Annotated in this window: 28 protein-coding genes; 13 read left to right on the top strand and 15 right to left on the bottom strand. The window is 54.8% G+C overall.

The genetic code is table 11. The features are described from left to right. Window positions 1-50: 50 nt before the first annotated feature. Window positions 51-794 (bottom strand): ATP/GTP-binding protein, encoded by a 744-nt coding sequence (locus tag A3L08_RS09385; protein ID WP_088854756.1) that lies wholly within the window; start codon window positions 792-794, stop codon window positions 51-53. Then, window positions 791-1,528: a cell division ATPase MinD gene (minD, locus tag A3L08_RS09380; protein ID WP_088854755.1), complete on the bottom strand. Its 738-nt coding sequence runs from the start codon at window positions 1,526-1,528 to the stop codon at window positions 791-793. Before minD ends, A3L08_RS09385 begins: the two co-directional genes overlap by 4 nt. 80 nt (window positions 1,529-1,608) lie before the next feature. On the opposite strand from minD, the gene A3L08_RS09375 reads away from it, so the two are divergent. From A3L08_RS09375 to A3L08_RS09350, 6 genes are all read left to right on the top strand, one after another. Further along, complete coding sequence (locus A3L08_RS09375) at window positions 1,609-3,417, top strand: PINc/VapC family ATPase (protein ID WP_088854754.1); 1,809 nt, start codon at window positions 1,609-1,611, stop codon at window positions 3,415-3,417. 60 nt (window positions 3,418-3,477) lie between these two features. Then, complete coding sequence (locus tag A3L08_RS09370) at window positions 3,478-3,711, top strand: hypothetical protein (RefSeq protein ID WP_088854753.1); 234 nt, start codon at window positions 3,478-3,480, stop codon at window positions 3,709-3,711. Then, window positions 3,704-4,003: a hypothetical protein gene (locus A3L08_RS09365; protein ID WP_088854752.1), complete on the top strand. Its 300-nt coding sequence runs from the start codon at window positions 3,704-3,706 to the stop codon at window positions 4,001-4,003. The genes A3L08_RS09370 and A3L08_RS09365 overlap by 8 nt, the downstream gene beginning before the upstream one ends. Window positions 4,004-4,208: 205 nt before the next feature. Continuing rightward, window positions 4,209-4,763 carry a Maf-like protein gene (locus A3L08_RS09360; protein ID WP_088854751.1) on the top strand — a complete coding sequence of 185 codons (555 nt, stop codon included), beginning with the start codon at window positions 4,209-4,211 and terminating at the stop codon, window positions 4,761-4,763. A 64-nt stretch (window positions 4,764-4,827) separates the two neighbouring features. Beyond that, a complete protein-coding gene (locus A3L08_RS09355) occupies window positions 4,828-5,256 on the top strand; it encodes a DUF6849 domain-containing protein (protein WP_088854750.1) in 429 nt (142 codons plus the stop codon). Next, window positions 5,225-5,938 (top strand): endonuclease III domain-containing protein, encoded by a 714-nt coding sequence (locus tag A3L08_RS09350; RefSeq protein WP_088854749.1) that lies wholly within the window; start codon window positions 5,225-5,227, stop codon window positions 5,936-5,938. The genes A3L08_RS09355 and A3L08_RS09350 overlap by 32 nt, the downstream gene beginning before the upstream one ends. 5 nt (window positions 5,939-5,943) lie before the next feature. Here the strand turns inward: A3L08_RS09350 and A3L08_RS09345 are convergent, their stop codons facing one another. Further along, complete coding sequence (locus A3L08_RS09345) at window positions 5,944-6,516, bottom strand: potassium channel family protein (protein ID WP_088854748.1); 573 nt, start codon at window positions 6,514-6,516, stop codon at window positions 5,944-5,946. After that, entirely contained in the window at window positions 6,509-7,114 is a 606-nt protein-coding gene (locus tag A3L08_RS09340) for a potassium channel family protein (protein ID WP_088854747.1), read from the bottom strand. Before A3L08_RS09340 ends, A3L08_RS09345 begins: the two co-directional genes overlap by 8 nt. 243 nt (window positions 7,115-7,357) lie before the next feature. Between A3L08_RS09340 and A3L08_RS09335 the strand changes: the two genes are divergently transcribed. The 3 genes from A3L08_RS09335 (at window position 7,358) to A3L08_RS09325 (ending at window position 9,906) form a co-directional block, all read left to right on the top strand. Next, entirely contained in the window at window positions 7,358-7,639 is a 282-nt protein-coding gene (locus A3L08_RS09335) for a sugar phosphate isomerase/epimerase family protein (protein ID WP_232461728.1), read from the top strand. Between the two features lie 103 nt (window positions 7,640-7,742). Further along, complete coding sequence (locus A3L08_RS09330) at window positions 7,743-9,164, top strand: acetate--CoA ligase family protein (protein ID WP_088854745.1); 1,422 nt, start codon at window positions 7,743-7,745, stop codon at window positions 9,162-9,164. 13 nt (window positions 9,165-9,177) lie between these two features. Next, window positions 9,178-9,906 carry an acetate--CoA ligase family protein gene (locus A3L08_RS09325; protein ID WP_088854744.1) on the top strand — a complete coding sequence of 243 codons (729 nt, stop codon included), beginning with the start codon at window positions 9,178-9,180 and terminating at the stop codon, window positions 9,904-9,906. 32 nt (window positions 9,907-9,938) lie between these two features. Here A3L08_RS09325 and A3L08_RS09320 read toward each other — a convergent pair whose 3' ends face one another. From A3L08_RS09320 to A3L08_RS09290, 7 genes are all read right to left on the bottom strand, one after another. After that, window positions 9,939-10,307, bottom strand: coding sequence for a hypothetical protein (locus A3L08_RS09320; protein WP_088854743.1), 369 nt, complete (start codon window positions 10,305-10,307; stop codon window positions 9,939-9,941). After that, the gene (locus A3L08_RS09315) at window positions 10,304-11,125 is read right to left on the bottom strand and encodes a cysteine synthase family protein (protein WP_088854742.1); all 822 of its coding nucleotides are present in this window, start codon (window positions 11,123-11,125) and stop codon (window positions 10,304-10,306) included. The genes A3L08_RS09320 and A3L08_RS09315 overlap by 4 nt, the downstream gene beginning before the upstream one ends. A 160-nt stretch (window positions 11,126-11,285) precedes the next feature. Next, window positions 11,286-11,876: a 7-cyano-7-deazaguanine synthase gene (locus A3L08_RS09310; protein WP_088854741.1), complete on the bottom strand. Its 591-nt coding sequence runs from the start codon at window positions 11,874-11,876 to the stop codon at window positions 11,286-11,288. 42 nt (window positions 11,877-11,918) lie between these two features. Continuing rightward, window positions 11,919-12,470 carry a DUF998 domain-containing protein gene (locus tag A3L08_RS09305; RefSeq protein WP_088854740.1) on the bottom strand — a complete coding sequence of 184 codons (552 nt, stop codon included), beginning with the start codon at window positions 12,468-12,470 and terminating at the stop codon, window positions 11,919-11,921. A gap of 9 nt (window positions 12,471-12,479) precedes the next feature. Further along, a complete protein-coding gene (thiI, locus tag A3L08_RS09300; RefSeq protein WP_088854739.1) occupies window positions 12,480-13,625 on the bottom strand; it encodes a tRNA uracil 4-sulfurtransferase ThiI in 1,146 nt (381 codons plus the stop codon). 4 nt (window positions 13,626-13,629) lie between these two features. Continuing rightward, complete coding sequence (locus A3L08_RS09295; protein ID WP_088854738.1) at window positions 13,630-13,956, bottom strand: hypothetical protein; 327 nt, start codon at window positions 13,954-13,956, stop codon at window positions 13,630-13,632. Between the two features lie 46 nt (window positions 13,957-14,002). Then, window positions 14,003-14,611, bottom strand: a complete 609-nt coding sequence (locus A3L08_RS09290; RefSeq protein WP_088854737.1) for a nitroreductase family protein — start codon at window positions 14,609-14,611, stop codon at window positions 14,003-14,005. 116 nt (window positions 14,612-14,727) lie between these two features. Between A3L08_RS09290 and A3L08_RS09285 the strand changes: the two genes are divergently transcribed. Together A3L08_RS09285 and pfkC are read left to right on the top strand one after the other, a co-directional pair. Further along, the gene (locus A3L08_RS09285; RefSeq protein ID WP_088854736.1) at window positions 14,728-15,441 is read left to right on the top strand and encodes a maleate cis-trans isomerase family protein; all 714 of its coding nucleotides are present in this window, start codon (window positions 14,728-14,730) and stop codon (window positions 15,439-15,441) included. 115 nt (window positions 15,442-15,556) lie between these two features. Continuing rightward, window positions 15,557-16,942, top strand: a complete 1,386-nt coding sequence (gene pfkC, locus A3L08_RS09280) for an ADP-specific phosphofructokinase (protein WP_088854735.1) — start codon at window positions 15,557-15,559, stop codon at window positions 16,940-16,942. Between the two features lie 77 nt (window positions 16,943-17,019). On the opposite strand, the gene xerA is transcribed toward pfkC, so the two are convergent. Genes xerA through sfsA form a run of 3 tightly spaced genes read right to left on the bottom strand, consistent with a single transcriptional unit; the run spans window position 17,020 to window position 19,544 of the window. Beyond that, window positions 17,020-17,865, bottom strand: coding sequence for a site-specific tyrosine recombinase/integron integrase (gene xerA, locus A3L08_RS09275; RefSeq protein WP_088854734.1), 846 nt, complete (start codon window positions 17,863-17,865; stop codon window positions 17,020-17,022). Next, window positions 17,858-18,769, bottom strand: coding sequence for a toprim domain-containing protein (locus A3L08_RS09270; RefSeq protein WP_088854733.1), 912 nt, complete (start codon window positions 18,767-18,769; stop codon window positions 17,858-17,860). The genes xerA and A3L08_RS09270 overlap by 8 nt, the downstream gene beginning before the upstream one ends. Window positions 18,770-18,818: 49 nt before the next feature. Continuing rightward, entirely contained in the window at window positions 18,819-19,544 is a 726-nt protein-coding gene (gene sfsA / locus A3L08_RS09265) for a DNA/RNA nuclease SfsA (protein ID WP_088854732.1), read from the bottom strand. Window positions 19,545-19,761: 217 nt separating this feature from the next. On the opposite strand from sfsA, the gene A3L08_RS09260 reads away from it, so the two are divergent. Then, a complete protein-coding gene (locus A3L08_RS09260; RefSeq protein ID WP_088854731.1) occupies window positions 19,762-20,808 on the top strand; it encodes a M42 family metallopeptidase in 1,047 nt (348 codons plus the stop codon). Between the two features lie 131 nt (window positions 20,809-20,939). Continuing rightward, window positions 20,940-21,170 (top strand): hypothetical protein, encoded by a 231-nt coding sequence (locus A3L08_RS09255; RefSeq protein ID WP_088854730.1) that lies wholly within the window; start codon window positions 20,940-20,942, stop codon window positions 21,168-21,170. A 108-nt stretch (window positions 21,171-21,278) separates the two neighbouring features. Here the strand turns inward: A3L08_RS09255 and A3L08_RS09250 are convergent, their stop codons facing one another. After that, complete coding sequence (locus tag A3L08_RS09250; protein ID WP_088854729.1) at window positions 21,279-21,545, bottom strand: hypothetical protein; 267 nt, start codon at window positions 21,543-21,545, stop codon at window positions 21,279-21,281. Window positions 21,546-21,580 lie beyond the last annotated feature (35 nt).

The following is a 21,580-nucleotide window of genomic DNA, read 5'->3' as shown; positions in this document are numbered from 1 at the left end:
AACCCGCGCCGGTACTGAACGCCCGTCCATGAGAGGGGCCAAAAATTGAACTACGTCAGGTCGCCGCAGGTGCAGTAGTGCTCATAGGCCAAGGTTTCCAGCTCGTCGAAGCCTTCCCCCGTTTTTGCAGACAGATAGAGCAGCCTCGTCGGCGAGGCCAGCTCGGGAAGTGTGGAGCACATCCTGTAGGCGAGGAGACCCTGCGTTGACGGGTCAAGCTTCAGCCTCGCGGTTAGGTACTCGATGTCGTCTAGGAACTTCCTGTAGTCCTCTATGCTTTCCACGGTGTCCACCTTGCTGAGGGCTGGAACGGTCGTGGTGCCCAGGCGGAGGTCTATCATCAGGCTGAAGAACCTGGCAAAGCAGAAGTCGGCTGGCTTCCTCAGTATCTCAGGACCAAAGAGGTAGACCGTCAGCGGCTCGGGGAGGTTCTCCATCAGCCTGACGCCGAATTCGTGGAAGAGAAAGGTCTCCATCTGGCCAGGTGTGTCGATTATCACGTAGTCCCTCTCCTCATTGAGGCGGGCTATCCTGGAAGCGTAGTCCCCCAGCTTTGCCAGGAGCCTGTCGTAGCTCTCGACTATTGCCCCGTTGGGCCCGTAGCCTTCCTCCATCAGCTCCCACGCGGTTATATCTTCCCTTACATCAACGTCCGGGGGGTAGGGTAGATTCTTCACCCCGGTGTCCAGGTTGACGTAGCCGACGGAGTGGCTGTTTTCCTCTAAGTACCTCCCGAAAGCCCCGCTCATCGTGGTCTTTCCGCTTCCCGCGGTCCCCACGAAGACCAGGATCATCCCATCACCCTTGCCTTGAGGCCGGCTATCCTCACGATTGTCTCAGCAAGCTCCATGAATGCCTTTGCACCCGGTGAGTTAGGCGCGTACTCGACGACGGGAACGCCCTCCAGCGTCGCCTCCCTCACCTTGGGATCCTCCGGGATGACCTCCAGCAGAGGTATCTCCATGACCTCCTCTGCAGCGTCCGGCGGTATGTCGTTTTCGCTCCTCCCATAGCGGTTGAGGACGAAGCCTAGGACTGCCAGGCCGGCCCTCTTCAGAACCATGCCAACCTTCATCGTGTCGGTCAGGCAGGAAATTTCGGGGTTCGTGACGAGGAGAACCTCCTCCCCGCTCATCATGGCGTTCATCGCGTCCATCTGCAGGCCTGCGGGTGAGTCTATTATCACGAAGTCGAACTTCTCCTTGAGGGGCTTGATGGTGTCCGGGAGCTTCCTCGGGTCGGCCCTTATGACGTGCTCCCAGTCTATCGCGGCCGGAATCACGTGGACGTTCTCATAGGTCGTGGCATATATCGCGTCGTTTATATCAGCCATACCTGCCAAGACGTCGTGTATCGTCGTGTCAGCGTCATCTATCCCCATGACAAGGCTCAGATTTGCCATCGTGAGATCGGCATCGACGGCGCACACCCTATAGCCCATCTTCCCGAGCGCTATCGCCAGGTTTGCCGTTGTCGTCGTCTTTCCAGTTCCGCCCTTGCCGGATGCCACGGATATGAGCCTGCCCATTTGTATCTCCCCCTAACTTCTGCGGCATAAACCTTTATGAACCTTTAGCCGCAGAGCCCTTTGGAAAAGAGGTGAGAGAAATGAAGGTGTTTGTTGCAGATACGAGCGTGATAGTTGACGGTCGCCTGACACAGTTCCTCTCAACGCTCAACGAAAAGGTTAAGGTGGTCATTCCGGAGGCCGTTGTAGCTGAGATTGAACACCAAGCCAACGAGGGGAAAGCTATTGGCCACGTGGGTCTGGAGGAGCTCAAGAAGCTCAGGAAAATGGCAGACGAGGACAGGATTCTCCTTGAGTTTCACGGCGACAGGCCGGAGCTCTGGCAGATAAGGCGCGCCAAGGCCGGGGAGATAGACCACATGGTGCGCGAGGCCGCGAGGGAACTCGGTGCAATCCTCATAACCTGCGACCAGGTGCAGAGGGATGTGGCGATAGCGAAGGGGATAGAGGTAATCTACCTCACCGCCAAAAAGGAGATTCGCCACCGCCTTGAGGACTTCTTCGATGAGACGACGATGAGCGTCCACCTCAAGGGTGGCCTGAGGCCCTTTGCCAAGAAAGGCCGCCCCGGCGACTGGAAGTTAGTTCCAGTCAGGGATGAGGTTCTGACAGATGAAGAGCTCTATGAGATCGCCGATGACATAGTCGAGAGGGCCAGACGCGATCCGGAGAGCTTCATCGAGATGGACGAGCCGGGGGCAACGGTAGTCCAGCTCAGGAACTACCGCATCGTTATAGCGAAGCCGCCATTCGCCGACAGGATAGAGATAACCGCGGTGAGACCCGTTAAGAAGCTCAGCATAGAGGACTACGAGCTGAGCGAAAAGCTCTTGGAGCGGTTAAAGGACAGGGCCCAGGGTATTTTGATCGCCGGTGCCCCGGGTGAGGGCAAAACGACCTTCGCCCAGGCTCTGGCGGAGTGGTATGCCTCCATGGGCAGAATCGTCAAGACCATGGAGAAGCCGCGCGACCTCCAGGTGAGCGAGGAGATAACGCAGTACACCGCCCTAAACGGCAGGATGGAGCTGACTGGAGACATACTCCTCCTCGTCAGGCCGGACTACACGATATTTGACGAGATGAGGAAGACGAGCGACTTCAAGATCTACGCCGATTTGAGACTGGCCGGCGTTGGAATGGTAGGCGTCGTCCACGCCACAAAGCCCATAGACGCGATTCAGCGCTTCATCGGCAGAGTCGAGCTCGGAATGATACCGCAGATAGTCGATACCGTGATATTCATCAAAGCCGGCCGCGTTGAGAAGGTTCTGACGCTGGAGTACCTCGTCAAGGTGCCGAGCGGCATGAAGGAGGAAGACCTCGCTAGACCAGTCATTGAGGTTAGGGACTTTGAGACCGGCGAGCTCGAGTACGAGATCTACACCTACGGTGAGGAGGTAAGCGTCGTCCCGGTAAAGAAGGAGGAGAAGGCCCCCGCTTTGAAGCTCGCCGAGAGGAGGCTCAAGCAGGAGATAAAGAAGTTCCTCCCGGACGTCTATACTGAGGTGGAGATAGTCAGCCCGCACAAAGCTGTTATCTATGCGGACGAGTTTGACATCCCGGCGATAATTGGGAAGAAGGGCAAGAGGATCACAGATCTGGAGAAGAAGATCGGCATAAGCATCGACGTCAAGAGCTTCACCGAGCGCGAGGCAGAGAAGCCAAAGGAGAAGATACCCGTTGAAGTCGAGGAGAAGAAGAAAACGATAGTGCTCAGAGTTTCACCCGACTATGCCAAGAAGCCGCTCAAGTTCTACGGCGGTGAGCAGTACGTCTTCACGGCGACGCCGAGCAAGAAGGGCCTCGTAAAGGTCAGCAAGAGCACGCCAATAGGCAAGGAGCTCAAGAGGCTCATCGACGCGGGCATACCGATATGGGCAACCACATGAGCCCTGCCAAATTCGCAAACTTTTTATAGTTTGCTTCATTCTTTTTCTTGGTGGTAATAAGTGGAGGAGAGTTATGACACCCTTGAAACGCTCGGTGCTGTTGTGAGCGCCCTTGGGCTGGCGGTTATCCTGATAACTGAAGGTCGCGCTCTGGGGCTTGGTCTCCTCCCCATCACCATTGGCACAGTCGTCTGGAAGATGGGGGAGATGCGGAGGGAGCTGAAGGGTGAGCTCGCCCGCCTGAGGGAGGAGCTGGAACTCCTAAAAAGTATCTCCGGTGTTGAGAATGGTTAGGATCAGCACGCTGGGCTTTTTGATGGTCCTTGCATCCATCCCGCTGCTCATCCACCCCTTCGGCTGGGTTTTGTATGTCGGCATTGCCTTCCTCTTCATCATCACGGGTTTTGCGATGATGAAAATAGGGGGCGAACTCGAGAGCCTGAGGGGAGAGGTGGAGGACCTCCATTCCGAACTCATGAAGATGAGGGAAACTATGAGGGGGCGCGGAAATGAAGCTCGCCAGGGATCTCCCCGCTCTCTTTGCCGTCCTCATCGCGATGGCGATGGTGGCCTTTGGCACGTTTGAGTACAAGGAGACCGGCATCCTCCTTACTGGTTTTCCTCCTACTGGCCGTTGTCTCGGAGGTGGAGCGGCTCCAGGAGAGGATCGGCGAACTTGAGAACCGCCTCGCGGGCAATGGGGAGCGTGAACTGTGAGTCATATGGCATCCGTTTGAATACCGTCATGCTCCCCTCACAACCTTTTTTAACCCCTTCCCAGAGCCACAACCATGCTTGTGCTGGCATCCGCGAGTCCGAGGAGACGGGAGATACTGGGGAGGTTCATACGGGAGTTCGAGGTCGTTCCAAGCGAGGTCGATGAGCACTGTTCCCTTGACGATCCGAGGGAATACGCCCTGGAGCTCGCGCGGAGGAAGGCCAGGGACGTCTACAGCAGAGTGGGTGGGACGGTCATCGGCGCCGACACCGTCGTCAGCATAAACGGCCAGATCCTCGGCAAACCCAAGGATGAGGGGCACGCCTTCAGGATGCTCAGGCTCCTCAGCGGCAGGGTTCACCAGGTCACGACGGGATACTGCATAATCCATGGGGGGAAGGAGCACTGCGGGGCCGTGGTTACGGACGTTAAGTTCCGCGAGCTGGATGACGAGGTCATCAGAGCTTACGTGGCCACGGGTGAGCCGATGGACAAGGCCGGCGCCTACGGCATACAGGGGAAGGGCGGCCTCTTCGTGGAGTGGATAAGGGGCGACTACTACAACGTCGTCGGCTTCCCGCTGGAGATAGTGTGGAAGCTGAGGGAGCTTGGCTTCAGGGTTCTCTGACATTTCTGGGTTTCGAATTCTAAACCTTTAATAGATGTGATGCCCTTATTTATCCGGTGATAACATGAGGCTGATTCTCAAGCCCCTCTTTGACTCCGAGCTTTCAGCCGGTTTCGAGGAGATCGTCAGGACGAAACTCATCGGAAGGGAAGTGAGGACAGGAGAAAAGATAGAGATCACCCTTCTCGGGGAGCCGCTCCACTTCAAGGTTCTCTTGGCGGAGCCGTCCCCGATGAAGGTTGATAAGACCACGAAAATAGAGTTCTCGTTCGGAGACATCGACGTCGTCAACGTTGAATTCGAGAAGCCTGTCGATGACGTGATTCCAACGGGCAGAGGCTTCGTTGTCATCCTCGGTAGGGAGATAGTCGTGCTATCCAAGGACGGGCAAAAGCTGTATAGTGAGGAGTTCAAGGAACTTAAAGGAATTAGGGTAACCGAAGATTCGGTGGTGGTGATACATGGTGACGGCGTCAAAATCATTAGACCTTAGCGCCTTCACCTTTGAGGAAAGCTGGGAGGAAAAGAAGGAAAGGGCCAAGAAAATCGTTGAAATCCTCATGAAAACTTATCCAAGGGAGAAGCTCCTCATAGGCGACCCTTATCGAACACTCGTCCACTGCATAATCTCCCAGCGCATGCGCGATGAGGTAACCTACCGCGTCTGGGAGGAGCTTTTCAAGCGTTATAAGGACATCGAGACGATAGCGGCGACGCCAGTAGAGGAGATGCAGGGGTTCTTGAGAAAGCAGGGCGTCGGCCTCTGGAAGACGAAGGGCGAGTGGATTGTTAAGGCATCCCGGATAATCCTGGAGAAGTACGGCGGGAAGGTTCCGGACGATATAAACGAACTGATGAAGCTGCCGGGCATCGGGAGGAAGTGCGCAAACATCGTCTTGGCCTACGGCTTTGGGAAGCAGGCTATTCCAGTTGATACGCACGTCAACAGGATAAGCAAGCGCCTCGGCCTGGCCCCGCCCAGGGTGGTACCGGAAAAGGTGGAGGAGTACCTAACGGAGCTTATTCCAAGGGACAAGTGGATATACGTGAACCACGCGATGGTTGACCATGGGAGGAGCATCTGCAGGCCCATAAGGCCCAAGTGCGGGGAATGTCCACTTAAGGAGCTCTGCCCCTACGCTAGGGGCCTTGTGGGGGACGAGGACATAAAATAAAAGGGCTACTCCTCTTCCTCTTCTCCCGCGAGCTTCCTGAGCTTGTCGAGGTCAGAGCTGACGGCTATTAGGGTATCACCCTCAAGGATCACGTCATCCTTGCCCGGGTTGTAAATGTAGCGTGTCCCACGCTTTATAGCCAGTATCCTCGTTCCAATCTTGCTCGGGAGCTTGAGCTGTTTCAGGCTCTTACCTATGAGTATTGAGCCAGCTCTAACCGTTACCCTTCCGAGCTCTTCCTCGGTATCTTCCATTATCTTTCTGATAATGGGGTGCGGCTCTATGTCCCTGAGGATTATATCGGCTATTCCATAGGCGGCATCGCTGATGCGCTCGTTTATATCGGCCAAGTCGATTATACTCAAGAGACTCTCTGGGTCTTCCTCGTGCTTGGCCGCCCTGAGGGCGAGCTTTTTAACCTTTAATGTAAGGTCGTCCATCTTTTCCTCGAGTAGGTAGACCTCTTCGGCTATATCCTCGCTGTTGTACATGACAGATGAAAAGGCCAGATCTATCATCAGGGCGGAGAGATCTTTCATCTCAACTAAGCAGTTCCTTATCTCATCGAATTCACTCATTGGACATCACCTTGATAACTCCTCGGGCTATCTCCCTGAGATAGTCCAGAGCTGTTCTCGTTCCCCTTCCGATGATTATGTCTCCAGGCATTATCTTCGTGTCCTCATCGGGGTCGAATATCCACCTCTTCCCCCTTCTTATGGCAATAACCCAGACGCCAGTATTTGTGGAGAGATCCAGCTCCTCGAGGCTTTTTCCAACGAGAGTTGAGTTTGGCGAAACGACTATCTTCCCGATGGTCTCTTCACTTTCAAGGATGACCTCCGTTATTAGGGGGTGAATCTTCTCTTCCAGAACCATTTTTGCCAGATCGGCGGCGGCGTTTGATATGTCGTCTATTGAGCGGGCCATCTGGAGAATAGAAGTTATCTGTTCGGCTTCCTTCATGTTTCTGGCCGCCAGAACGGCCCTTACCATCAGGTGGTAGTTTAGGATGTCCAGGTACTCTTCAAGCTCAAGAACTTCTTCAGCCATCTCCTTCTCTTTAAAAAGTGCAGCCGAATATGCAAGATCAACCATAAGCTCCGCGGTGTTTTTCATCTCGATGAAGATGTCCTTAACGTTCTTTGGAACCTCAACTTCATTCCATTCCTCCATCGAAGTCCCTCCCCTGTTTTGAATCTCCGGGCAGGTTTATTTACTTTTCGCCTTTTGCAACTCTTATAAGGCCGTTTCCCCTAGATGGCCTGGAGGTGGAGGGAATGGGGGTGGAAGATGATGCTCCCTGTGAACGTAACCGTTGGAACCCGCGGATGACGGGAGAGACTGAAGCAGACTTTCCTAATAACGTTTCCAGCCCTATTACTCTGCTTAGCCCTTGATTTCGTTGGTGGGGGTGTTTTGTGTAAGAATTTTGATGAGATTGGAGTCACTTTCGACGTCGGCCACCTCAACACGACGACGAGAAACTTCGACCGCTTTTTGGAGCTCTTTGGGAAGAGAATAGTCCACATCCACCTCCACGACAACTCTGGAAACAGGGATGAGCACCTCCCGGTCGGTGACGGAACCGTCCCCTGGAAAGAGGCTCTCCCAAAGCTGCCCCCTGTGACGAGGGCCCTGGAAGTGAACGACCTTAAATCTGCCAGGAGAAGTCTCGAATTTTTGAAAAGCCTACATTGATGGACGTTTCAGTTCATTGGAGTGCGGTTTTTACAAAACGCAACTCTTTTATACATCTGGAATGAATTTTCCCCGAGAAGCAGTTTCTGGCGGAGGGATACCAATGGCGGAAAGGATAGTGGAAGAAATGAGGCCATTCTTCGACCCGAAGGCGGTCGCTATCATCGGTGCAACCAACAAGAAGGGAAAGGTTGGAAACGTCATTTTTGAGAACTTCAGGATGAACAAGGAGCGCGGAATCTTCAAGGGCAACATCTACCCCGTGAACCCCAAGCTCGACGAGATTGAGGGCTACAAAGTCTACAAGAGCGTTGCAGAGCTCCCGGATGACACTGATCTGGCCGTCATCTCGATTCCAGCCCCATTCGTGCCCCAGACGATGAGGGACATCGCGGAGAAGGGTATCAAGGCCGTTATCATCATCACGGGTGGCTTCGGAGAGCTCGGCGAGGAAGGAAAGAAGCTCGAGCGCGAAATCTATGAGATAGCAAAGGCCAACGGAATACGCGTTATCGGGCCCAACTGTGTTGGCGTTTACGTGCCCGACACGGGCGTTGACACCGTCTTCCTGCCCGAGGAGAAGATGGACAGGCCAAAGAGCGGGCCTATAGCCTTCGTCAGCCAGAGCGGTGCCTTTGCCGCTGCCATGCTCGACTGGGCCGCGATGGCCGGAATAGGAATCGGCAAGATGGTCAGCTACGGCAACAAGCTCGACGTTGACGATGCCGACCTAATGGACTACTTCATCCACGACGACGAGATAAACGTCGTCACCTTCTACATCGAGGGCGTTAAGGACGGAAGAAAGTTCATGGAGGCCGCCAAGAGGATAACCAAGGTCAAGCCTGTGATAGCTCTAAAGAGCGGAAGGACCGAGTACGGTGCTAAAGCAGCATCAAGCCACACCGGTTCTCTGGCCGGAGCGGACACGATTTACGACGCCGTCTTCAAGCAGACGGGCATAATCAGGGCAGAAGATTTTGAGCACATGTTCGACCTGGCCAAGGCCTTCGCGGCACTCAAGGACAAGCTCCCGAAGGGCGACAGGATAGGCATCATCACCGATGGCGGTGGAGCTGGAGTCATGGCCAGCGATGCAGTAGCTAAATTCGGCCTCAAGATGGCCGACCTCAGCGAGGAGACGATAAAGTTCCTTAAGGAGAACTTCCCGCCTCACGCTGTTCCAGGCAACCCGACCGACGTCGTCGGTGACACCGACGCCGAGCGCTACAGGGTAGCTATCGAAGCCTTCACCAAAGATCCGAACGTCGACGCGATAGTTATCATTGTCCTCTTCCAGGTGCCGCTCCTCGAGGAGGAGAAGATAATCGACATTCTCGCGGAGTACCAGAAGAAGAGCGACAAGCCGATAGTGGCAGTGGCGATGGGCGGTAAGAAGACCGACCACTACGCCAGGATACTCGAGGACAAGGGGGTTCCCGTTTATCCGACGCCTGAGAGGGGAGTTAGAGCTATGGCGGGCCTCGTTAAGTATGCCGAATACCTGAAGAGGCTTGAGGAGTGATGGTGGTGGTACTATGAAGGAGGAAGCCCTCAAAGTTATTGAGTCCGTTTTGGCTCAGGGCAGAACTGCCCTCGTCGAGTACGAGGCCAAGCAGGTCCTCAAGGCCTACGGTCTCCCCGTCCCGGAGGAGAAGCTTGCCAAGACCCTCGATGAAGCTTTGAAGTACGCCGAGGAAATAGGCTACCCAGTGGCCATGAAGCTCATGTCACCGCAGATTCTCCACAAGAGCGACGCCAAGGTGGTTCTCCTCAACATAAAGACGCCGGAAGAGCTTAAGGAGAAGTGGGAGGTCATCCACGAGAACGCGCGCAAATACAGGCCGGATGCAGAGATCCTCGGCGTTCTCATTGCCCCAATGCTCAGGCCCGGCAGGGAGATAATCATCGGCGTTACCGAGGATCCGCAGTTCGGCCACGCGATAATGTTCGGTCTCGGCGGAATCTTCGTCGAGGTTCTGAAGGACGTGACCTTCCGCATAATCCCGATAACCGAGCGCGACGCCAGGAAGATGATCCAGGAGATAAAGAGCTACCCGATCTTGGCTGGAGCGCGCGGCGAGGAGCCGGCCGACATAGACGCCATCGTCCAGCTCCTGCTCAAAGTCAGCGAGCTCGTTGACGACCTTAGGGACTACATTAAGGAGATGGACCTCAACCCGGTCTTCGTCTACGAGAGGGGCAAGGGTGCGGTGGTCGTTGACGCGAGGATCATCGTCAAGGAGCCGAAGGAGAATAGAAAGTGATAAGCACTGACTAAAAATGGAGGCGCGCCTGATCAGCGGGATTCAGGCGGTTTCTCAATCTTTTCTTCCCCGTTTGTTTTCTTTTCTCTGGCCGTCTCCTCTCTATAAACCTCCTGGATGTAGCCCAGGATATCGTGCATTATGAAGAAGCTTATCGCCGCGTCAACGGCTGAGTAGAGGTTACCCGCTATGAGGAAGAGCAGACCGAAGAAGAACGCCATTCCAGCGTAGATAAGGGCCACTTTAACGGCGGTTCTGTTCTCCCTGCCGACGCCGTAAGCCAGGAGGAGGCTGAAGAGGGCAAAGGCAAGGTATACGAGTGAGCTCCAAGCGTAAGCGTAGTAGAGGAGAAGGAGACCGTTGATAGAAAGGAGGAGAGTGGCGAGGCCCAGTCTTTTCATGTCATCCCCAGATAGCTCTCAAAGACCTCCACGTATTTAAACCCATCGTCGGGGAAGATGAGGACGTAGGTGCCCTCGCCGAACTCCTCCGAGACCCTCTCGTAGGCCTTCGCTACAGCGCCGGAGCTAAGGCCTATCAGCAGGCCGTCCCTTCTGGCGACGTCTATGGACCCTTCTATGGCCTCTCTCCGCGTTACCTTGACAACGCGGTCTATCTCCACCAGGGGGTACCACTTCTGGCCGGTTTCAAGGCGCTTTATCCCCGGGATCTTCTCCCCCCTGGCTGGCACGACGCCGACGACATAGGTATCGTAGCGCTCCTTGAGGTATTTGGCTATACCCGCTATGTGGCCCGAAGTTCCGATTCCTGCTATCAACACGTCGGGTTCCTTCCCGATGCTTTGCAGCTGCTCCTCGATCTCCCTGGCCGTAACGCGGTAATGGACATCAAAATTGTCGTCGTTCTCGAACTGGTTTAGGTTGGCTGCTCCTTCCTTCCTCGCCTCTTCCTTAACGAACTCGACCATCTCTTGGTCGATGGTCTCGGAGTCCGTGACCACGACCTCAGCGCCGAGAACCCTCAGGAGAACCTGCGTGGCCTTTGGAGTCGGCTTCGGGAGGTAAGCCCGGAACTTTATGCCAAAAACATTGCTCAAAGCGGCAAGGGAGATGCTGGTGTTGCCGGAGCTCGCCTCAAAAAGCTTCCTCGTGCCGTTGATGTCCCCGCGCTCCATCGCGCGCAGAAGCATGTTAAAAGCGGTTCTGTCCTTTATGCTCCTGCTGAAGGGGTTAAAGAACTCCAGCTTGGCAAAAGACATCCCCCCTATCAAAGGAAAGCCGCACAAGGGGGGTGGGCTTGTACTTCTCGTATAGCTCCATGGTGCTGTTAAACACGTTCATTTGCCATCACCGGAAAGAACTCCGGAGAACCCTTTAAAAGCTTTCCTAAAACGAACAGTTATACACAGAAATGGGTAATCAGAGAACGCCTTCCTTCATGAGCCTCTCCCTTATTCTAAGGAACTCTCCAAAGGAGCCCCTTATGACGGGGTGCCTCGGCACGAAGGGGCACGGCTCTTCGGGCTCGATGCTAACATCAAACGTCCCTATCTCCCTGGCTATCCTGACTATCTCCTCCTTGTCCATCCCTATGAGCGGCCTCAGTATAGGCAGGTCGCTGGCGGAGCTTATTATCACCAGGTTGTCGAGGGTCTGGGAAGCGACCTGACCGAGGGAATCTCCGGTCACTATCGCCCTCGCCCCAATTTCATGCCCTATCCTGCAGGCCTTTCTCACCATCGTCCACTTGCAGAAGAGGCACGTCCACTTGGCCTTTCCGAGCTCGGCGAGCTTCGAAAAGACCGGCGCCTGCTCCTCATAGGCGTCTATGACAACGGGCTCGTTGAGCTTTCCGTAGCGCTTGAGGATCTCATATAGCTCCATCACCTTGGACTCCTTTCTGCGGCTCTGCCTGAAGTGGACGGGCGTTATCTCCAGTCCCTTTCGGAGCATTAGGTAAATCGCGACCGGTGAGTCGATGCCCGAGCTGAGTAGTGCAACCGCCTTCATGTTTCGGGAAGGGGAAGGAGGATATATGAAGTTTTTCCCAACTTATGGTTGAGAACACAGCCGGAGCAGCCCGATGTAAACGAACCAAGTGAGTATTGTTATTGCGCCGATCATCTCCGGAATGGCCAAACCCTTGAAGACGCGGGCGTTGACTAGGTAAAACATCAGAAAGAACGTCAGAAGTGCTAGAACTGACCACAGGTATCCAAAAGAAATCCCAGAGCGGCCGAGCTTAATCCCGACGAGGGCTATATCTGCCAGTGCGAGGACGTAGAACAGAACCGCCGAAGGGGAATGATAGGGCAGCTCCTCTGGGAAAACCCCCACGAGGAAGAGTGAAACCGACGCAAAAATCATTAAGTAGCTGAGGCCGCTTCTGAATGCTCCAAAGGCAGCGATGAAGGTTATAACTGCGAAGGTCATCAGAAAGCCGTTGAAGTACCACCTCTCAGGGTTTTTGAGCGAACCCATGTCGCTGAGGGCGTTGTCGGTAAAGGAGAACCACGGGTTTTTGCTAAGCACGATTGTGAGGCCTGCAAGGAATATCACGGGAAGAAAGACCGAGATATATGCGGACAGCTTTTCGAATTCCATAGTCCCACCTCAGCACTCCCTTTTCTTCGGCTCCTCTCCGAATACTGCCTTGTAGAGTTTACGGAATTCCTCCCAGGAGCCCCTTATGACTGGGTGTTTTGGTATAAATGGTATCTCGTCCTCAGGAAGCGTGGAGAGCTCGAAGGTGCCTATTTTCTTGGCTATCTCGACTATTTCCTCCTTGTCCATGCCTATGAGCGGGCGGTATATCGGCAGATCGCTCGCCTGGCTGACGATGTACATGTTCTCGAGCGTCTGACTCGCCACCTGTCCTAGCGAATCTCCCATGACTATGCCCTTTGCACCGAACTCTTTGGCAATCTTGTCGGCGTTCCTCACCATCATGAACTTGCAGAAGACACAGGTGTACTTGTCCTTCTTCATCTCTTTGAGCTTCTGGATGATTTTCTCGCGCTCCTTGGGTTTAACCACTATCAGCTCGCTCTTCCCGCCGTAGTGGTACTTCTTCAGCTGGTTCCATATCTTCCTGACCTTTTCGAGGGTTTTCTCGCCCATGTAGATGTGAACTGGAATGACTTCCACACCGCGCTTCATCATGAGGAAAGCGGCAACCGGCGAGTCAATGCCTCCGCTGAGAAGGGCCACGACCTTGCCCTGCGTCCCTATTGGTAAACCTCCCCATGCCCTCACCTTGTCAACGAAGACGTATGCCTTGCCTTCCATCAGCTCAACGCCGACTTCTATATCGTAGTCGTGAAGGTTTACCTCGCTCTCCTCGTTTTCAAGTATGTACTCCCCAACTTTCGCCTGAATCTCTGGGCTTTTCAGGGGAAATTCCTTGGTTATCCTCCTCGCGGTGACCCTGAAGCGGGGCTTCTCGAGCCCAAGCTCGCGCTTCTTCTTCCTGAAGAGCTTGAGCGCGGTTTTGTTGATCTTCTCCATCTCAGCGTCAACTTCCATCGCCGGGGAGAGCGAGACGATGCCGAAAACCCGGGTGAGGACTTCTACTGCTTCTTTTGCCCTGTTTGTCTTCACCAGAACGCGGCCGTGCTTGGCCTCGACTTTCTTAAAGTCAATCCCTTCACTCACCAGAGCCTCGCGGATGTTGTTCATGAGGAGGTTCTCGAACCATCTCCTCGTCTGCCTCGACTTCGTTCCAATCTCACCGTATCTCACAATCACCACGTTGAACATGCCATCACCCCATCAAGTCAGGGAACTTGATTATTATCTCGACGTACTTCTGGATTCCCTCGTAGAGCAGCAGGGAGACCAGGTACGACGACAGCAGGATGAGTTCGTTCATTTCAAAGATATGAGCGGCTATCGCCTTCGCCCTCGGGGTGGCGTCGACTATTGTCCTCATGTACTTAGCCTTCAGGGACTGGTTGACCAGTATGAATCCGACAAGCAGCAGCACGCCGACGAGCCCCCAGGTCTGGCCGAGGGCAAGCATCAGGAACAGCGTTGATGCCACCACTATCCAGCCGCCGATGACCCCGAGCAGTATGACGAACTCTATCATTCTCCCACCGGTGGGAAATTGAAAGGAAAGGATAAAAACGTTTGGCTCATAGGAACTTCAGGACTTCTTCAATTCCTTTCCGCCTCTTCCGCGGCTTTACTTCCTCCCTCGGATAGCCCACCGGGATGAGGCCGACGAGGTAGTAGTTATCGTCGAGGCCCGCTAGCTCCCGGACTTTCTCCTCTATCCCCCGGAAGTTCGTCACGCCGATGTACACCGTGCCGAGGCCGAGCTCTACCGCTTTCAACATGAGGTTTTGAATCGCCATCGCCGCGCTCTCCACGCTCCATATGAACTCGACCTCGTCGAACTCTTTCCCTTTGAGGAAGCGGACACGCCTGTCGATGAAGACCGCGATGTAGACCGGCGCCCTGTACATGCCCTCCTCGTATATCCGGTTTTTGAGCTTCTCTATCTTCTCCTCGGGCAGGTTCACCGCCCGGTAGTACTCCACCATGCCCTCCGCTATCAGGTCAAAGGCCCTCTTTCTGGCTTCTTCGCTCCGAAACGCTACAAAGAGCCAGTTTTCCAGGCCGCTTGCCGTCGGCGCCCTTATGGCGGCTTTTACTAGCTCTCTGATGGCATCATCGCTTACTGGTTCATCCGAGAAGTACCTGACCGAAGTTCTCCTTAATATAGCTTCGTCCAGCTCCATGCTCTCACCGGACCGATATCGCCGCAGGGCTTAATCAATCTTTCCATTATTTAATCTGTCTTTTCCAGAACCAAAGGTTTAATAGAAGGGATGAGAACTCCCCTCGGTGAAAGAGCATGTACGGATGGAGAGGAAGGCTGGGCCTTATAGTGCCCTCATCGAACACAACCATGGAAATGGAGCTTCACAATTACCTCCCCGAGGGCCTTTCGCTCCACACCGCGAGGGTTCCGCTCAGGAACGTCAACGAGGAAGAGCTGATAAAGATGAACTCCCTGGCCGTTGAGGCAGCCAAGCTCCTCGGGGATGCGGGCGTCGAGTTAATCCTTTATGGCTGTACCAGCGGTTCCTTCATAGGTGGAAAGGACTACGAGAAGGAGCTTGAGGCGAGGATCGAGAGCGAGGCAAACGTTCCAGTGGTGAGCACCAGCACCGCCGTGGTTGAAGCGCTTAAGATACTCGACGCCCAGTCGATTTTAGTGATAACCCCATACACCGACGAGATAAACCGGCGGGAAAAGGAGTTCCTTGAGGCCAACGAGTTCGAAGTCCTCGACATCAGGGGGCTTGGAATTGAGGACAATGCCCAGATTGGAAAGCTTGAGCCTTATGAAGCCTACCGCCTGGCGAAGGCCAGCTTCATAGACGAAGCCGATGCAATCTTCATAAGCTGCACCAACCTGAGGACGTTTGAGATCATCGAGGCTTTGGAAGAAGACCTCGGCGTCCCCGTCGTTACGAGCAACCAGGCATCCTTCTGGCTGGCTTTGAGGGAAATGGACGTTATGGAGAAGATTCCGGAGCTCGGAAGGCTGTTCACGGAGTACTGAGGGGTTCGACTAACTTTATAGTCCTCCCCCTTTTTGGCGATGTTCTCTGCAGGAACGAAACCCTTTTAAGAACCGCGCTACATTTCTCGGATGTTAGTCACTAAGGGTGATACACATGGTCAGGGAGCTCCTTGAGAAGGCGAGGGAACTTTCAATATACACCGCTTACAATACCAACGTTGATGCCATAGTGTACCTGAACGGGGAGATGGTGCAGAGGCTAATAGATGAGTTCGGCGCCGATGCCGTGAAGAAGAGAATGGACGAGTATCCGAGGGAGATAAATGAGCCCCTTGACTTCGTGGCGAGACTGGTTCACGCCCTAAAGACTGGTAAGCCGATGGCCGTTCCTCTGGTTAACGAAGAACTCCACACCTGGTTCGACTCCCACTTCGAATACGATGTCGAGAGGATGGGAGGCCAGGCCGGAATAATAGCCAACCTTTTAGCGAACCTCGACTTCAACCGCGTTCTGGTCTACACTCCTCACCTGGCCAAAAAGCAGGCCATGATGTTTGTGGACAAGCCGAATCTCCTCTATCCAGTCGTTGAGAAGGGAAAGCTTGTTCTCAAGCACCCCCACGAGGCCTACCGCGAGAACGATCCGATAAAGGTCAACCGCATCTTCGAGTTCCGCGCGGGGACAACCTTTAAGCTCGGGAACGAGACGGTGACAGTCCCCTTCTCGGGCCGCTTTATCGTTTCGGCAAGGTTTGAGAGCATAAGGATTTATACCGAGCCCGAGCTTAAGCCGTTCCTGCCAGAGATAGGTGAGATGAGCGATGGTGCTATTCTCTCCGGCTACCAGGGGATAAAGCTCCGCTATTCCGACGGGAAAGATGCAAACCACTACCTGCGCGAGGCAAAGAAGGACATTCTCCTCCTCAAACGCGAGAAGGACGTTAAAGTTCACCTCGAGTTCGCCTCCATACAGAACCGCGAGCTGAGGAAGAAGGTCATATACAACCTCTTCCCTCTCGTCGACAGCGTTGGAATGGACGAGGCGGAAATAGCCCACGTTCTCAACGCTCTCGGCTACTCAAAGCTGGCTGACAGGATATTCACCTACAACCGCATAGAAGATACGGTCCTGGGCGGAAAAATACTCCTTGACGAGATGAACCTTGAAGTTCTTCAGATCCACACGATTTACTACATAATGTACATCACCCACGCCGACAACCCGCTGAGCGAGGACGAGCTGAGGAGCAGCCTTGAACTTGCCACGACCCTTGCCGCGGCGAGGGCCTCTCTGGGAGAGATACGCTCTCCTGAGGACTTCAAGGTTGGCTTAAACGTTCCCTACAACGAGCGCGGCGAATACGTCAAGCTCCGCTTTGAAGAGGCGAAGAGAAGGCTGAGGACACGGGAGTACAAGGTCGTGATAATTCCAACGAGGCTAGTGAAGAACCCCGTTTCAACGGTTGGCCTCGGCGACACGATCTCCGCTGGAGCCTTCACGAGCTACCTCGCATTGCTGAAGAAGAAGGGCACGCTTTGATTCCTTCAATTTTTGGTTTGGTGTGATGGACCGGTACTTTAAAAATAATGGTCTAATTTGTTAGGCCAATCCGGCTCTCAGTCCATCAGCACCTCTATCAGCCTCGCCTTCTCCTGGGCCTTCCGCAGGTGCTCCACCGTGACCTTCGTGTATATCTGTGTCGTCGAGAGGTTGGAGTGGCCGAGAAGCTCCTGAATCGCCCTTATGTCCACGCCGTTCTCAAGCATGTGCGTCGCGAAGCTGTGGCGGAGCTTGTGGGGGGTGACCTCAACGCCGGCCCTCTCACCGTACTTCTTGAGCAGGTGCCAGACCGTCTTTGTGGAGAGCCTGTCCTTTTTTCTCCTTCCCTCTTCAACGATTAGATATTCGCTGTCGTCGTCCCTGCTCTCGAGGTAGTCTCTGATAGCGTCGCTCAGGAAAGCTGGAATCGGGACGACCCTGTCCTTGGCTCCTTTACCGCCACGTACCACTATTAGGTTCCTCTCAAGGTCGATGTCCCTCCTCTTGAGGTTGCACAGCTCGCTGACGCGGAGGCCCGCCCCGTAGAGGAGGAGAACAATGAGCCTGTCGCGCTTCTTTGTCGGGGGGATAACTGAGAGGAGCCTCTTTACCTCCTCCCTCGTCAGGGCCTTCGGCAGACTTCTGGGGACTTTGGGAGGCTTTAGCTTTTCCGCCTCATCATCTGCCCCCTCAAAGCGGAAGTAGGCGCGCAACGCTTGAACAACAAGGTTTAAGCTCCTGTTGGAGTAGCCTTCTCTCCTGAGCCTTGCAAGAAAACGGAGGGCGGAGCGCGCGTTCAGCGTTCCGCCCCACTCGAGGTATCTCCTTATGTAATAGGAGTACATCCTAATCGTGTTGGGGCTCTTGCCCTCGAGGTCGAGGTAGGTTCCGAACTCCTCCACGATCTCTGCGATTTCACTCATCGCCGACGCCCTTCAGCAGGCGCTCTATGTCGTCGGGATTCACTTCGGGGTTTTCAACGATGTTCGTCTCCTCAGGCTTGGAGGCTGACGGCTTCCCCTCCGGCGGTTTGGGGGGCTTTGGCTCTTTCTTCTCCTCAAGCTCCTCCTTAACGGCGAGGCTCAGATAAACCGTCTTGAGGAGTTCCTCTATTAGCGATTCGTCCTCGGCAAAGATGTAACCCTGCCCGACGATTATCTTCCCGGCAAGACCAAGCTTTTCAACGGCCAGCGCGAGTATTCTCTCCTCCGGCACAGGCTCGGCCGGGAAGAGGCCCTTCCACGCGTCTTCTATCTTAACAGGTCTGCTCTTCTTGGTGAGGAGTTCTCTCAACCCCTCGTTTTCGCTCCTGAGCCGGGTGTATTCGGCGTGAAGCTCCTCGTACTTCTTCTGGAGCTCCTCGTGCTCTTTGTAGAGGGCCTCGTAGTCGTTGGCCAGCTGGTCGTACTTGCCCTTGACGTCAAGGAGTTCCTTCCTTATTTCCATGTAGCCGGGAAGAACCTGAAGGCTCTTAAGTCCGGCCCTCACGAGCGTGTTCCTCAACTCCTTCCTCACGAGTTCAACATCGACGTGTTCTAAATCGTGGCCAAGGGGGAGCTTCATCCGCTCGACGTGACCGACCATCTCGTTAAGTTCGTTGTAGAGCCTCTCCGCGAGATCCCTTCCAACCCTGTCGGCGTCGGTGGCTATTATGAGAAGGTCGGCTCCAGCGGCCGCGCTCTTCGCTATCTCCACGTTGGTCGTTGGGATTATCGCGGAAATCGTGATGTTGTACTCGCTTCCGAGTGCGAGCCCCTGGAGGGCTTTGCTTACCACCTCAACGTCGCTCGCGCCTTCAACGAGAATTCTAACATCGACTATGGTCATTCCCATCACCTCATGGGGCCTTTCCCCTTTGAAAAGTGGGGTGTGATCTTTAAAAATCCTCCCTCAGCTCGACCTCAAGGCTCGGTCTCTCAAGGACTACCCTGCCGTCCGGGAGGAGTGAGATGCTCAAGGCATGGATTTCAACTCCGGCCTTCCTAGCCTCTTTCAGAAGGCGCGCTATCTCCGGGTCTCCCTTTTCGTAGGGTGTGAACTTCTCCACCCCCGGCATCGCCCCGATGAAGAATATCATCGTCCTCTTGCCTTCCTTTGAGAGTCCTATAAGCTCCCTTATATGCTTCTGGCCCCGCGTTGAGGGACAGTCCGGGTACATGGCGTACTCTCCCCTATCTCCACCCCTCAGCACGGCGCTCTTCATTTCAGCGTGGATCTCCCCGTCGGGGCACTCGAAGAGGTAATCGAGGCGGGACTTCCCAGTCCGTACCTCCTTTCGCTTTATCCTGCAGTCTTTGAGCCATGGGACGAGGTTTAGCTCAAGGGCCCTTTCGAAGGCTTTGGCCTGGGTCCTAGTGTCTATCACCGCACCCCTTCCGCCCAGGTCCTCAAAAGCCACCAGGACAAAGTCCGTCTTTCCCCCGCTCTTCGGGGTGCAGAATGCCTTCCTACCGGGGGTCATGAACTCTTCCAAGCGGCCGGTGTTTGTGATAAGAGCTTTTCTGGTTTCCCCTTTGACATCAACCAAAGCGACGAAGCGGTTGAGCCTCTCGATGAAAGTGCAGGGGACGACGTTGAGCTCCAGCAGTACGGGCTTTCTCATGGACGGTATTAGGCCGGAAGGCGTTTTTAACTTTAAGGTACTCCTAAACGGTGGCTCGACAGGTGCGCTGTGAGGTCGAGTGCACGGGGGTGACGTGATATGGGCCTACTTTTCTGAAAGTCCCTTTCAGGACGGGCTGAGTCAGCCGTGGGTACCTAAAACCTTAAATATCTTTCACCCCACATTTAGATGGAAATCTAAACGGAAGGTGATGGAAATGGTTGACTTCGAACTGCTGAAGAGGATTATAGAGGCACCGGGCGTTACCGGCTACGAGTTCCTTGGAGTAAGGGACGTCGTCATCGAGGCTTTCAAGCCCTACGTTGACGAGATAAAGGTCGACAAGCTCGGTAACGTTATAGCTCACAAGAAGGGTTCCGGGCCGAAGGTCATGCTCGCGGGTCATATGGACCAGATAGGCCTCATGGTCACACACATAGAGAAGAACGGCTTTTTGAGGGTTGCACCGGTCGGCGGCGTTGACCCGAGGACGCTGATAGCCCAGCGCTTCAAGGTCTGGGTTGGGCCGAACGAGTACATCTACGGCGTTGGCGGAAGCGTTCCGCCGCACATCCAGAAACCAGAGGAGAGAAGCAAGGCCCCGACCTGGGACCAGGTCTTCATTGACGTTGGGGCGGAGAGCAAGGAAGAGGCCGAGGAGATGGGCGTCAAGATAGGCACCGTCATCACCTGGGACGGCCGCCTGGAGCGCCTTGGAAAGCACCGTCTGGTCAGCATCGCCCACGACGACAGGATAGCCGTCTACATCCTCGTTGAGGCCGCCAGACAGCTAGCCAAGACCGATGCGGATGTCTACTTCGTTGCAACCGTCCAGGAGGAGGTCGGCCTCCGCGGTGCCAAGGTTTCGGCCTTCGGAATCGACCCGGACTACGGCTTCGCCTTGGATGTAACCATAGCGGCCGACGTTCCTGGCACGCCGGAGCACAAGCAGGTAACCCAGCTCGGAAAGGGCGTCGCCATAAAAATAATGGACCGCTCGGTCATCTGCCACCCGACGATAGTTCGCTGGATGGAGGAGCTGGCAAAGAAGCACGAGATTCCCTACCAGTGGGACATCCTCCTCGGTGGCGGAACCGACGCCGGAGCCATCCACCTCAACAAGGCGGGCGTCCCGACGGGCGGAATAAGCATTCCGGCAAGGTACATCCACTCGAACACCGAAGTGGTTGACGAGAGGGACGTTGATGCCGCGGTTAAGTTGACCGTCAAGGTTCTCGAAGAGATTCCGGAGCTCAAGCTCTGATTTCTCCCCTTCTGTTCTTCCTTCCCCTCCGCCAACTTTAAAAATCGGCGGGGACTCGGCAGGAAGCTGGCTTTTCTGGCGGAGAGCTACCACATAGTGGCCACGAGGACCGTTGTTCCCCGAGAAACTTTGTGATACGGGACTTCAGCCCGTCCCTGCTCCCGCACACGCTCAGGTACGTCCGCTTCAACTTGGGTGCCTCCAGCTTTAAGCTGACCGGGAAAAACGGCAGGAGCAGGTTCATCGTCGCCGTTGAGAACAACATTGTGAGGGGAGTAGAGTACGAGTCGGAGTCTGAGAGCCTCATAACAGAGGTCGATAAGAACGTTCTTGAAGTTGGGGAGGACGAGTTTGGGGGATGAACCCAAAGGGGGATTACATGGTGGAGGTTAGCGAGTGATATCTCCGCTGCTCCCCGTGCTCCTTTCCCCCGGCTTTTCCTCGGGAGTGCTGTTTGTGGGGATTGAGCTCTAATCCATTGAAACGTCCGGGGCGGCCGATTCCGAGGCAGTGCGGTGCTTTTTTTCAAGTTCCCTCTCGAACTTGAACCATTCGTACAAGAACAGCAACGCTCCCACGATTATCCCCGCGATAATGAACGGGGTCTTTGAGGGCAGCGGAAGCCCGCGGTGCCATCTGTAGAGGAGGTAGTTCTGGTAGAAGAACAGGTAGCTCAGCCAAGAGACTAGGAGAGCCTCAGCCGTATATTCAATGAGCCTGCTAGTTCTCTCGTCCATTATTTCCACCTGGGGAAAAGTTAAAAGAGAGCCGT

This window comes from Thermococcus pacificus (genome assembly GCF_002214485.1).
GTDB lineage: Archaea > Methanobacteriota_B > Thermococci > Thermococcales > Thermococcaceae > Thermococcus > Thermococcus pacificus.
Note: the sequence above shows the minus strand (reverse complement) of the source record. Positions and strands in the feature narration are given on the sequence as shown.

Bases quoted from the DNA above. Each gene is read 5' to 3' on its own strand.
- A3L08_RS09385 (WP_088854756.1), bottom strand. From the start codon at position 794: ATGATCCTGGTCTTCGTGGGGACCGCGGGAAGCGGAAAGACCACGATG.
- minD (WP_088854755.1), bottom strand. From the start codon at position 1,528: ATGGGCAGGCTCATATCCGTGGCATCCGGCAAGGGCGGAACTGGAAAG.
- A3L08_RS09375 (WP_088854754.1), top strand. From the start codon at position 1,609: ATGAAGGTGTTTGTTGCAGATACGAGCGTGATAGTTGACGGTCGCCTG.
- A3L08_RS09365 (WP_088854752.1), top strand. From the start codon at position 3,704: ATGGTTAGGATCAGCACGCTGGGCTTTTTGATGGTCCTTGCATCCATC.
- A3L08_RS09360 (WP_088854751.1), top strand. From the start codon at position 4,209: ATGCTTGTGCTGGCATCCGCGAGTCCGAGGAGACGGGAGATACTGGGG.
- A3L08_RS09355 (WP_088854750.1), top strand. From the start codon at position 4,828: ATGAGGCTGATTCTCAAGCCCCTCTTTGACTCCGAGCTTTCAGCCGGT.
- A3L08_RS09350 (WP_088854749.1), top strand. From the start codon at position 5,225: ATGGTGACGGCGTCAAAATCATTAGACCTTAGCGCCTTCACCTTTGAG.
- A3L08_RS09345 (WP_088854748.1), bottom strand. From the start codon at position 6,516: ATGAGTGAATTCGATGAGATAAGGAACTGCTTAGTTGAGATGAAAGAT.
- A3L08_RS09340 (WP_088854747.1), bottom strand. From the start codon at position 7,114: ATGGAGGAATGGAATGAAGTTGAGGTTCCAAAGAACGTTAAGGACATC.
- A3L08_RS09330 (WP_088854745.1), top strand. From the start codon at position 7,743: ATGGCGGAAAGGATAGTGGAAGAAATGAGGCCATTCTTCGACCCGAAG.
- A3L08_RS09325 (WP_088854744.1), top strand. From the start codon at position 9,178: ATGAAGGAGGAAGCCCTCAAAGTTATTGAGTCCGTTTTGGCTCAGGGC.
- A3L08_RS09320 (WP_088854743.1), bottom strand. From the start codon at position 10,307: ATGAAAAGACTGGGCCTCGCCACTCTCCTCCTTTCTATCAACGGTCTC.
- A3L08_RS09315 (WP_088854742.1), bottom strand. From the start codon at position 11,125: ATGTCTTTTGCCAAGCTGGAGTTCTTTAACCCCTTCAGCAGGAGCATA.
- A3L08_RS09310 (WP_088854741.1), bottom strand. From the start codon at position 11,876: ATGAAGGCGGTTGCACTACTCAGCTCGGGCATCGACTCACCGGTCGCG.
- A3L08_RS09305 (WP_088854740.1), bottom strand. From the start codon at position 12,470: ATGGAATTCGAAAAGCTGTCCGCATATATCTCGGTCTTTCTTCCCGTG.
- thiI (WP_088854739.1), bottom strand. From the start codon at position 13,625: ATGTTCAACGTGGTGATTGTGAGATACGGTGAGATTGGAACGAAGTCG.
- A3L08_RS09295 (WP_088854738.1), bottom strand. From the start codon at position 13,956: ATGATAGAGTTCGTCATACTGCTCGGGGTCATCGGCGGCTGGATAGTG.
- A3L08_RS09290 (WP_088854737.1), bottom strand. From the start codon at position 14,611: ATGGAGCTGGACGAAGCTATATTAAGGAGAACTTCGGTCAGGTACTTC.
- A3L08_RS09285 (WP_088854736.1), top strand. From the start codon at position 14,728: ATGTACGGATGGAGAGGAAGGCTGGGCCTTATAGTGCCCTCATCGAAC.
- pfkC (WP_088854735.1), top strand. From the start codon at position 15,557: ATGGTCAGGGAGCTCCTTGAGAAGGCGAGGGAACTTTCAATATACACC.
- xerA (WP_088854734.1), bottom strand. From the start codon at position 17,865: ATGAGTGAAATCGCAGAGATCGTGGAGGAGTTCGGAACCTACCTCGAC.
- A3L08_RS09270 (WP_088854733.1), bottom strand. From the start codon at position 18,769: ATGACCATAGTCGATGTTAGAATTCTCGTTGAAGGCGCGAGCGACGTT.
- sfsA (WP_088854732.1), bottom strand. From the start codon at position 19,544: ATGAGAAAGCCCGTACTGCTGGAGCTCAACGTCGTCCCCTGCACTTTC.
- A3L08_RS09260 (WP_088854731.1), top strand. From the start codon at position 19,762: ATGGTTGACTTCGAACTGCTGAAGAGGATTATAGAGGCACCGGGCGTT.
- A3L08_RS09250 (WP_088854729.1), bottom strand. From the start codon at position 21,545: ATGGACGAGAGAACTAGCAGGCTCATTGAATATACGGCTGAGGCTCTC.